The sequence below is a fragment of the Tabrizicola sp. genome (assembly GCF_036781545.1).
In the GTDB taxonomy this organism is placed as follows: Bacteria; Pseudomonadota; Alphaproteobacteria; order Rhodobacterales; family Rhodobacteraceae; genus Tabrizicola.
Genome location: NZ_DAIQAT010000124.1, coordinates 1 through 10440, shown reverse-complemented (window position 1 = coordinate 10440; position 10440 = coordinate 1). Strand labels below are relative to the sequence as shown.

11 protein-coding genes are annotated in these 10440 nt (G+C 65.5%); 3 read left to right on the top strand and 8 right to left on the bottom strand.

Going from position 1 to position 10440, the window contains the following annotated elements; all coding sequences use genetic code 11:
* Positions 1-275: ETC complex I subunit (locus V7Q39_RS15605; protein WP_333817533.1), on the bottom strand; the 275-nt coding region annotated here is incomplete at its 3' end.
* A gap of 222 nt (positions 276-497) precedes the next feature.
* Positions 498-1358, bottom strand: a complete 861-nt coding sequence (locus tag V7Q39_RS15600) for a class I SAM-dependent methyltransferase (RefSeq protein ID WP_333817532.1) — start codon at positions 1356-1358, stop codon at positions 498-500.
* Between the two features lie 137 nt (positions 1359-1495).
* Here V7Q39_RS15600 and uvrB point away from each other — a divergent pair, with 137 nt between their 5' ends.
* Positions 1496-3679 (top strand): excinuclease ABC subunit UvrB, encoded by a 2184-nt coding sequence (gene uvrB / locus V7Q39_RS15595; RefSeq protein WP_333817531.1) that lies wholly within the window; start codon positions 1496-1498, stop codon positions 3677-3679.
* Between the two features lie 37 nt (positions 3680-3716).
* On the top strand, positions 3717-4454 hold the full coding sequence (locus tag V7Q39_RS15590; RefSeq protein ID WP_333817530.1) for a DUF72 domain-containing protein: 738 nt from the start codon (positions 3717-3719) through the stop codon (positions 4452-4454).
* A 128-nt stretch (positions 4455-4582) separates the two neighbouring features.
* Here the strand turns inward: V7Q39_RS15590 and V7Q39_RS15585 are convergent, their stop codons facing one another.
* Positions 4583-4900, bottom strand: coding sequence for an antibiotic biosynthesis monooxygenase family protein (locus V7Q39_RS15585; protein WP_333817529.1), 318 nt, complete (start codon positions 4898-4900; stop codon positions 4583-4585).
* A gap of 50 nt (positions 4901-4950) precedes the next feature.
* Between V7Q39_RS15585 and V7Q39_RS15580 the strand changes: the two genes are divergently transcribed.
* A complete protein-coding gene (locus V7Q39_RS15580) occupies positions 4951-5136 on the top strand; it encodes a hypothetical protein (protein WP_333817528.1) in 186 nt (61 codons plus the stop codon).
* Here V7Q39_RS15580 and V7Q39_RS15575 read toward each other — a convergent pair.
* The 5 genes from V7Q39_RS15575 to V7Q39_RS15555 form a co-directional block, all read right to left on the bottom strand.
* Positions 5133-6269 (bottom strand): primosomal protein N' (replication factor Y) - superfamily II helicase, encoded by a 1137-nt coding sequence (locus tag V7Q39_RS15575; RefSeq protein ID WP_333817527.1) that lies wholly within the window; start codon positions 6267-6269, stop codon positions 5133-5135. The genes V7Q39_RS15580 and V7Q39_RS15575 overlap by 4 nt on opposite strands.
* Positions 6270-6278: 9 nt before the next feature.
* Complete coding sequence (locus tag V7Q39_RS15570) at positions 6279-7382, bottom strand: SPFH domain-containing protein (protein WP_333817526.1); 1104 nt, start codon at positions 7380-7382, stop codon at positions 6279-6281.
* 180 nt (positions 7383-7562) lie between these two features.
* Positions 7563-8198: a DUF6338 family protein gene (locus tag V7Q39_RS15565; RefSeq protein WP_333817525.1), complete on the bottom strand. Its 636-nt coding sequence runs from the start codon at positions 8196-8198 to the stop codon at positions 7563-7565.
* A 3-nt stretch (positions 8199-8201) separates the two neighbouring features.
* On the bottom strand, positions 8202-9128 hold the full coding sequence (locus V7Q39_RS15560) for a DUF2927 domain-containing protein (protein WP_333817524.1): 927 nt from the start codon (positions 9126-9128) through the stop codon (positions 8202-8204).
* A gap of 17 nt (positions 9129-9145) precedes the next feature.
* The gene (locus tag V7Q39_RS15555; protein WP_333817523.1) at positions 9146-10318 is read right to left on the bottom strand and encodes a toxic anion resistance protein; all 1173 of its coding nucleotides are present in this window, start codon (positions 10316-10318) and stop codon (positions 9146-9148) included.
* Positions 10319-10440 lie beyond the last annotated feature (122 nt).

Sequence of the window (10440 nt, the reverse complement as noted above, 5' to 3'; positions counted from 1 at the left end):
TTCTCGCCATAGCCGCGCGGGCGGATGTTGGCCTTGCGCGGCTTCGGTTCGACCAGGTCGAACTCCAGCCCCTTCTCGGCGGCATAGGCCTCGGCCTCCTCCCGCGTCTCGAACTTCAGCCGCACCTGCGCCTGCGTGTCCGAGGACGAGGTCCAGCCCATCAGCGGATCGACCTCGCGTTCCGAGGCCGGGCCGAATTCCAGCACCCATTGGTGGGTCTTGGCGGTGCCGGACTGCATCGCGGTCCGGGCGGGCTGATAGATGCGGGCGCGCATGGAACGATCCTCCGAGGCTGCGCTTCGTGTTAGCCGAAGCGTCCCGCAAAGCGCAAGCGTCACCTGCGGCGGAAAAGGCTGCCGGTCAGCGTCAGGGAGTGTGGGGTGGGGTAGGGTCGACGCCGACCGGCAGCTTCAGTTGCTGCTTGCCGGGACAATCTGACCGAAGCTTCCCTCAATATCAACCTGAAGTTGCAAGGTTCGCGCGAAAATCTCGCGATCCTAGGCCTGCCGCTGCTGCAACCGGATGATCCGGTAGCGGTTGAAGCGCCGGAAGGCTTCCGATGTCCGGCTGGTGCCGGTCAGCCGCTGCATCAGATTGTCGCGGCGCTTGCGTGACAGGAAAAGCCCGATGACCTTCGCCAGCGCCCAATGCGCCGTGGGCCGCTTGCCGCGAATCTCGTCCGACACCCGCGTCACCCCTTGCCCCAGAACATGGAACAACGCCTGCTCCAGGTCGATGGAAGGCGCGACGGCATCGGTGATGTCCTCCTCCGCCTCGACCGCGAAGGCCGAACCCGCCACCGCCGCCTCGAACGATGCCAGATGGTGTCCGCCCCCCGGCTGCGGCCCATGCGCCTCGCGGCCCTGATAGGCTTCGGTGCGGAAGCAGTCGGCGATCAGCACCTTGCCGCCGGGGGCCAGCAGCCGCGCGCATTTCGGCAGGCTCTCGGCCAAAGGAATGTACTGGAAGCTTTCCGAGAACAGGCACAGGTCATAGGGTCCCTGGCCCTGGAACGCCTCGAAGGTGCACTCATGCACCACCGCACCCTTGGCCGTCTCCCGGCACCGTGCCGCCAGGAAGGGCGAGGGCACCACGATCTCCACCGAATGGCCCAGCGCGAGCAGTTTCTTCGCCGTCTCGCCCGCGCCCCCGCCGATATCCAGGATGCGCAGCCGACCCTCGGGAAGATAGCCGAACAGCTTCGCCGTATAGCCGTCCTGCGCCGCCCGCAGGTTTCCGGCCGTCACCTCCAGCCCGGTCCACAGCCCGTAGTGCAGGTTCTCCGCCCCGGTCAGCCAGCGGATGAACGCCAGCCCCACATCCAGCCCCACGGCCCGCGTGTCGATCTTTTCAGCCATCAGTCACCTCTGACCGCGAGCCTTAGCCGCTCACCCCGGTTTCGGCAACGGTTTCGCCCACACCTGCGGATCGCCGCTTGAATTGGAACAAAAACGGATCAAATCTGTCCTGTCCCGACTCCCCCGAAGGCTGCCCGATGCCGCACAACAACTCGAATGCCCTGACCGAACGCCCCGAGGTGCTGACCCGGCCCAAGCTGGAGGGCGGGCGCCGCTTCGTCCTGTCCACCCCGTTCCAGCCCGCCGGCGACCAGCCCAAGGCGATCGTCGAACTGACCCAGGGTGTGAACGCGGGCGACCGCGACCAGGTGCTTCTGGGTGCAACCGGCACCGGCAAGACCTTCACCATGGCCAAGGTGATCGAGGAGACGCAGCGCCCCGCCATCATCCTCGCGCCGAACAAGACGCTGGCCGCGCAATTATATGGGGAATTCAAGGGCTTCTTCCCCGACAACGCGGTGGAATATTTCGTCAGCTACTACGACTACTACCAGCCCGAGGCCTATGTCGCCCGCACCGACACCTATATCGAGAAGGAATCCCAGATCAACGAACAGATCGACCGGATGCGCCACTCGGCTACAAGGGCGCTTCTGGAACGCGACGACGTGATCATCGTCGCCTCGGTCTCCTGCATCTACGGCATCGGCTCGGTGGAAACCTATTCGGCGATGACCCAGGATCTTGTCGTCGGCCAGATCTACGATCAGCGCAAGGTCATGGCCGAGCTTGTCGCCCAGCAATACCGACGTCTGGAAGCCGCCTTCCAGCGCGGCGCCTTTCGCGTCCGGGGCGACTCGCTCGAAGTCTGGCCCGCCCACCTCGAAGACCGCGCCTGGCGCTTCTCCTTCTTCGGCGAGGAACTGGAATCCATCGTCGAATTCGACCCGCTCACCGGGGCGAAGACCGACAGCTTCAAGCAGATCCGCATCTACGCCAACAGCCACTACGTCACCCCGCGCCCGACGCTGCAACAGGCGATCACCGGCATCAAGGACGAGCTGTTCCACCGCCTCAAGCAGCTGGAATCCGAAGGAAAGCTGCTGGAGGCGCAGCGCCTGGAGCAGCGCACCCGCTTCGACCTGGAAATGCTGGAGGCCACCGGCTCCTGCGCCGGGATCGAGAACTATTCCCGCTACCTCACCGGCCGCGCGCCGGGCGAGCCGCCGCCCACGCTTTTCGAATTCATCCCCGACCACGCCATCGTCTTCGCCGACGAATCCCACGTCTCCGTCCCCCAGATCGGCGGCATGTATCGCGGCGACTTCCGCCGCAAGTTCACCCTGGCCGAACACGGCTTCCGCCTGCCGTCCTGCATGGACAACCGCCCGCTCAAGTTCGAGGAATGGGATGCGATGCGTCCGCAATCCGTCTTCGTCTCCGCCACCCCCGCGGCGTGGGAACTGGAACAGACCGGCGGCGTCTTCACCGAACAGGTGATCCGCCCGACCGGTCTTCTGGACCCGCCCGTCGAAATCCGGCCCGTGGAGATGCAGGTTGACGACCTTCTCGACGAAATCCGCAAGGTCTCGGCCCGGGGCCTGCGCACCCTCGTCACCGTCCTGACCAAGCGCATGGCCGAGGACCTGACCGACTACCTGCACGAACAGGGCATCCGCGTCCGCTACATGCACAGCGACATCGACACGATCGAGCGGATCGAGATCCTGCGCGACCTCCGCCTCGGCGCCTTCGATGCGCTGGTCGGGATCAACCTCCTCCGCGAGGGGCTGGACATCCCGGAATGCGGGCTGGTTGCGATCCTCGATGCCGACAAGGAGGGCTTCCTGCGGTCCGAAACCTCTCTCATTCAGACCATCGGGCGCGCGGCGCGGAACGCCGATGGCCGTGTGATCATGTATGCCGACCGCATCACCGGCAGCATGGAGCGCGCCCTCGCCGAGACCAATCGTCGCCGCGAAAAGCAGATGGCCTACAATGTGGAACATGGCATCACCCCCGAGACGGTGAAGAAGAACGTCGAGGACGTGCTGGCAGGCCTCTGGCAGGGCGATACCGACCAGAGCCGGATCACCACCCGCGTCGACAAACCTCTGGTCGGCCAGAACCTCGCCGCCCATCTCGACGCGCTGCGCACCCAGATGCGCAAGGCGGCCGAAAACCTGGAGTTCGAGGAAGCCGCCCGTCTACGCGACGAGGTCAAGCGGCTGGAAGCCGTGGAACTGGCGGTGGCCGACGACCCCTTCGCCCGGCAAGAGGTGATCGAGGAGGCGGTGGTCGAGGCGACGAAGCAGTCAGGCCGCTCGACCGGCGGACGGGCCGGGCAGCGCGGCGGGAAGCGGTCGAGGGGGCGGAGGTGACTCCGTTCCAAGCAGGGCGACGAAAGGGAGAGAAGTCATGACCGGAAATATCCGTATCGGCGTCGGCGGCTGGACTTACGAACCCTGGCGCGACAATTTCTATCCCGCCGGGCTGCGCCAGGCCGACGAACTGGCCTTCGCCGCCAAGGCCCTGACCGCGATCGAGGTCAACGGCACCTATTACGGCACCCAGAAACCGGAAACCTTCGCCAAATGGGCGAAAGAGACCCCCGAAGGCTTCGTCTTCACCCTAAAGGCGCCGCGCTTTGCCACTTCCCGCCGCGTGCTGGCCGAAGGCGGCGAATCCATCGCCCGCTTCCTCGCCTCCGGCCTGACCGAGCTGGGCCCGAAGCTTGGCGCGATCAACTGGCAACTGCCGCCGACGAAGAAGTTCGATCCCGAAGACATGGCAGCCTTCCTCGACCTCCTGCCCGACCGGCTGGGGGGCCTGCCGCTGCACCACGCCATCGAGGCCCGGCACGAGAGCTTCGCCTGCGACGCCTTCACCACCCTCCTGCGCGACCGGGGCATCGCCGCCATCCAGGCCGCCGACAGCGATTATCCCCAGATCGCCGTCGCCACCGCGCCCTTCGCCTATCTCCGCATCATGGGCACGCGGGAGGACGAGCCGCTCGGCTATTCCGAGGCCGACCTCGACCATTGGGCCGACCGCCTGCGCGACATGGCCCGGACGCGGGACGTGTTCCTCTTCGTCATCTCCGGCTACAAGGCGGCGAACCCCGCGGCCGCCCAGGCCCTGCTGAAGCGGCTCTAAGGGGCCGATTCGCCCCTCACGGTTAACAGCCTTGCGCCCATACTCGCGTATGGACGCAATCCATACCCGATCCAGACGGTTCCCAGACCCGAAAATCGCTGCTAACCCCCTGAATTAACGCGCGGCGGTCAGAAAACCCCCACCACCTCGTACATCACCGGCTCGAACCCCCGGCACAGCTCGTTGATCCTGCGGTTGCGCTCGCGCATCTCCGGCGTCCGCAGCATCGCCTGATAGTCCTCGCGCCGCTGCCATTGGCTGTAGTTGCAGATCCGCGTCCGCGCGTCGTTCATGTGCAGCCCGGCGGCAAGGAAGCCCGGCTGGTTGCGGATGCATTCGCGATAGGCGGCCTCCAGCGCCTCGACCAGGTCGAAGGCCATCGCGGGGGTCGTCTCGAAGGTGGTGATCACGGTTTGTCCTTGGAAATCCTTGACAATCCTGGGCATGTCGGCCTCCCTTTCCTGCGTCAAGGATGGCACGAACCGGGGGCAAAGGCATGAAGTTTCTCGATCCGAACGACCCCTTCTTCGCCCGCGCCTGGGTGCGCTGGATCACGGTGCTGGTACCGCTCGGCTGGGCGGGGGTAGAGTTCTGGCAGGGCGCGCCGATGTGGGGCGTGCTGTTCCTGGCGGCCGGGCTCTATGCGGGCTGGATGCTCTTCTTCAACCGCAAGGCGGATTAGTCCATCCAGCCCGGCTCCGGCAGGTCCAGCGCCTGCGGGTCGGAGAGGTAGATCCCGCCAAGTATCAGGAAAATAACGACAATCACCGCACCGGCAATCTTCCAGGCCGACCAGGGCCGCTCGCCCTGCACCTCGCCGGTCTGGCCGTTGACCAGGAAGCGATAGCTCTTGCCGTTGTATTTGTAGGCCGCCATCCAGACCGGCAGCAGGATGTGCTTGAAGGTCTCGTCCGACCAGTCGGTGTCGACTCCATGAACCCGCTGCTCGTCCCCGCCGATGTCGCGGCGAACGTCCTGCAGGATCACCCGCGACATCTGGTCCCGGGCCTCGGCATGGCCATCGGCAAGCGGAACGGTGTAGCCTTCTGACTGGAATCCGGCAAGAAATTCAGGGGTATAGGGGGTCAGCGCGCCCAGATCCCAAGGGGTCAGTTCGTTGCCCAGCCGCGTGGGCAGGCTGCGCGAAGCCATCACCAGCACGTCGTCGAAATCCCGCGCGACGCGGCCCGAGGCGGAATACCAGCGTGTTCGGCGGACCTGTTCCTGCCGGGTCTCCATCCGGCCGTTGACCCGGACCTGCACCGTGCGCGTTTCGTAGTAATACTCGCCCCGCTCGCCGGAATAGCGGCTGGCGGTGTCGGCGTCGAAGGTCCAGAACGGGACGTAGACCCCGTTCAGCGCCCGGCCCTTGCGGGCATATTCCAGAAGCGTGCCGGGCGCGAACCAGAGGCTGCCCATCCAGGCCACCATCGCCTTGCGCGCCTCAGGTTCGGTCAGGACGAAGGGCACCAGCGCCTGGGGTTTGATATGACGCGTGGTGCCGGTATCAAGCACCACGGGCGTCGCGCAGAACGGGCATTCGGTGGCATGGGTCGCCCCTGTGATCTCCACCAGCGCGCCGCAGTTCGGGCAGGTGGTGGTGCGCATCTCGACCATCTCGCCCCTGGGCAGATCGTCGCGCAGTCCCCTTGCAAGATCAAGCTCTTGCAGCGCCCTGGCACGCGACCTGGGCACCTCGGCCGGGATGTCCTGCACATGGCCGCAATGGTCGCAGACCAGCCGCGTCTGCCCCGGTGCGTAGCGCAGTTGCGCCCCGCACTGTTCGCAGGGCCAGCGGTATTCGTCCTGCGGCATGACCGGACGTCAGGGTTTCGGTGGCGGCGGAGGCACGCTGTCCAGAAGCCGGGCCAGCTCGGTCTCGGCGGCCATCTTCCAGCCGTCCTGCCCCGGGCTCCAGACCATTGTCGCGCGGGTCAGCCGACCCTCTGCGGCGGCCCTGGCAAGCTCGGCCTCGCCGAACGGCCCCGAGGTTGCGCCATCCACCGCCAGATGCCATTGCTTGCCCGCAGGCGGCGGCGGGGGAGGGGGCGGCGGGGCGGCGGTGGCGGCCCCGGGCTGCGCGCCCCATGGCCCCATGTTCTGCGCCATGCTCGCCCCCATGCCCATGCCCATCCCGGCCCCCATCGCCGAGCCCATGGCCGATCCCGGCTGGCTCATGCTTTCTGCCGCGTTGTACTGCATGTAACGGTTCAGATCGCCCACCACGCCCATCGAGGTGCGCTTGTCCAAAGCCTTCTCCACCTCGTCCGGCAGGCTGATGTTCTCGATGTAGAATTCCGGGATGGAGAGGCCGTATTCCGCCACCTTGGGCGCGATGGCATTGGCGATGATCTTGCCGAGGTCCGAGAGGTTCGCGGCCATGTCCAGCACCGGGATGCCTGACTTCGCCAGCACCTGAGACGCTTCCTGCACGATGATGTTGCGAACCTGCGAACTGATTTCGTCCGCTGTGAATTCGCCATCCGTGCCGACGATCTCGGTCATGAACTTGCCGGGGTCCGAGACCCGCATCGAATAGGTCCCGAAGGCGCGCAGGCGGACCGGGCCGAACTCCGGGTCGCGGGCCATGATCGGGTTCTTGGTGCCCCATTTCTGGTCGTTGAACCGGGTGGTCGAGACGAAATAGACCTCGGACTTGAAGGGCGACTGGAAGCCATGATCCCAGTGCTGCAGCGTGGTCAGCACCGGCATGTTGTTGGTTTCCAGCACGTAGAGACCGGGGGTGAACACATCCGCCAGCTGACCTTCGTGGATGAAGACCGCCGCCTGCCCCTCGCGCACCGTGAGCTTCGCGCCGTATTTGATCGCCTGTCCGCGCCGGTCGAAGCGCCAGACCATCGTGTCGCGCGTGTCATCCAGCCAGGAGATGACGTCGATGAACTCGCCCTTCAGGAAATCGAAGACCATGGCAGATGCCCTTGTTAGCGTTTGGGAACTTGAACAGAAGACCCCGTCTTGGGCAATTTCTCGCCCGCGGTCGGTCCATTCGGGGAAGCTTTCTCGGTGCCTCGGACCGTGGTAGCGGGACCGGACTTGGGATCCTTGATCACCGCCCAACTGCCGCCGGAACGGCTGGGTTGATACCCATCAACCAGAACGCGCCTGTTCATCATCGTTCCTTTCAGGTTCCAGAAATTCGATTGACCGCATTCCGTTCAACGAAAGCAATGCGCCCCGCGGCGGGGTTTTTTCGTACCACTGACCGTCATCCTGGACCTCATATATGCGTTCGAGGTAGAGATCGCTACGTTCGCTGTCATTGGCGGCAAGGGAATTCTCGCCGTAATAGCCCTGAATGCGGGTGCCATCTTCATAGGTTACGATCGCGAAACCCTCAACCTCGTGAACCGTGAAGGCGAAGTCATAGGCCCGTCTCCGCGGACTCTGGATCGGCATCGACAGCCGACGCAGGACGGCCCGGTTCCACCCGCGCGAGAGGCTCAGCCCGAAGCACAGACCCAGCAGCGCAGGCAGTACAAGCACTTCGGCAAGAAAGGCCGCCCGGCCCTTTGGCAGGGGAATGCCGATGATCGGTATCAGCCAGATCAGCGTCTGATAGACCAGCTGATTGACCAGACTCAAGACGACGGCCTCGATCACCATCTCGCTGAGCCGCGGGCGCTCGCCTACCGCAAAGGCAGAGCGAAGCCAGATGATGATGAGTCCGGCCAGAAGGAAGCGAGCAAAGAAGTCGAAATTGTTCGGATTGATTAGGTCGATCATCGGTCAACTGTCGCCGCCGGTCATCCGGCGCGCAAGGGATTCGACGATGGGCCGCGCTTCCGCCGCAGACATGCCGGGGCGCAGCTCGGGGCTGTAGAGGATGCGCAGCATCATCTCGTCCTGGTCGGTCAGCAGCGCGAATTCCTCGTCGTCGTTGAAAATCGAGGGTCGTGCGCGGGGGGAATCGTTCGGCAGGCCAAGGCCTTGCGTCACTTCCTCATGCATGCAGGAGAGCCGCAACAGGTCGGGGTGCTCGGCCCGGATCACCGCGAAGGCCCGCGTATAGGCGCCCGAGTTGCCCGCGGCCATCGCATAGACCAGGCAATAGGTCGACCGGGGCATCTGGGTGATCCCCGCCACATCCCCAGGCGAGAGGCCGGGCAGGGTGGCGTTGATCACCGGTCCCAGCGCCTCGCGTTCATCCTCGGACACGATATAGACGAAGAAGTTCGGGTTGCGCTCGTCGACCACCATCGAATGGCCGGTGATCTGGGCCAGCCGGGCCACGAAACTGCCGATCCGCGCGCGGTCGGTGGCCTGGCGGTCCGGCGGAACGCTTGCCCCGAAGCGGATGGCGACGCGGATCGGCACCTCCCACCGGCGCAGGCGGCTTTCGGTTTCCTCGCGGACGAACCCGCCCGGGGCGCGGCGGTACTCGTCGTAAAGCGCCACGCGCATGAAGTTTTCGGTCAGGGTCCGGGCACTGACGGGAATCCCTTCGCCGCCATCCGTCCGCAGCATCCCCTGGCTCAGGAGCAGTTGCTGGACCTGGGCATAATAGGTTGCCGCCGCCACGCTTTTCGCGCTCGGCGCGGCGGGAATGACCGGCACCGGCGCGGGGGGCGGGACGGGGACAGGGCTCAGGCAGGCAGCCAGCACAAGGCAGGCGGCCAAGGTCCCCAGCGACCGGACTGTTCCTGTGGCTGCCATCCCGTCCCGCTTGCCCCTCAGGCCCCGGTCGCAGGCGCGGTCTGCCGCGCCCTGGCCGAGGCCAGCGTGTCGCGCAGCTCGGCCTCCATCTTCACCAGCTCCGCCTCGGCCGCCGCACGCTTGGCCTTGCCCTCGTCGGCGATGGCCAGGCTTTCGTTGATCGTCGCGATCAGCGTCGCATTCGCCTGCTTCACCGTCTCGATGTCGAAGACACCGCGTTCCATCTCCTCGCGCACCACCTTGTTGGCCTGCTGCAGGTTCTCGGCATTCGACTTCAGCAGCTCGTTCGTCAGGTCGTTCGCACCGCGCACCGCCTCGGCGGCTTCCTTCGACCGCTGGATCGTCACCGCCTGCGCCAGCTGCGTCTCCCACAGCGGGACCGTGTTCACCAGCGTCGAGTTGATCTTCGTCACCAGCGACTTGTCGTTCTCCTGCACCAGCCGGATCGAGGGCAGCGACTGCATCGTCACCTGCCGCGTCAGCCGCAGGTCATGCACCCGACGCTCCAGATCGTCGCGCGCGGCGCGCAGGTCGCGCAGTTCCTGCGCCTTCATCACCTTGTCGGCCTCAGGCGCGGCAGCGACCTCGGCCTCCTTGGCGGGAATGGTCTTGCCGTCGACCTCGGCCAGCTTCGCCTCGCCGGCCGCGATGTACAGCGCCAGTTCGTTGTAGAAGCTCAGGGTCTTGTCATACAGCACGTCCAGGCTCTTGATGTCCTTCAGAAGCGTGTGCTCATGGGTCAGGAGATCGCCGGTGATCTTGTCGATCTGGCCCTGCACGGTCTCATAGCGGGCGACGAACTTGGCGAAGGGCGCGGTGCGGCCCAGCAGGCGCTCCCACCAGCTCGCCTTGCGCCGCAGGTCCAGCTCGCTGACCGCAAAGCCGCGGATCGTGGTGACGATGTTGCGAAGCGAGTCGCCCGCCGGACCCACGTCCTTGTTCTTCACGTCCTGCAGCATGGCCTGGCTGATCACCTGCAGCTCCGCCTGGGCCGACGACCCGAACGAGATGATCGACTGGGTATTGCCCAGATCGACCTCGGCCATCCGCTTCCGGATCGCCTCGGCCTGGTCGGCAGGGGCGGCTTCCAGCGGCACCACCTCGGCCATCGGCTCGGGCAGGATCACGGCGTTGACCTTCTCGACCTCGGTCAGAAGGGCGGCGGCGTTGGCTTGGACGGTTTCGGACATGGGCACTCCCCTTGGGGTTCAATGATCAAGCTGCAGACGCTCGCGCAGCACGGCGACTTCCACATCCAGATCGGTGCGGTTGTTCGACAGGAAGTCGGTGGTCTTCTGCGCGAAGGTGGTTT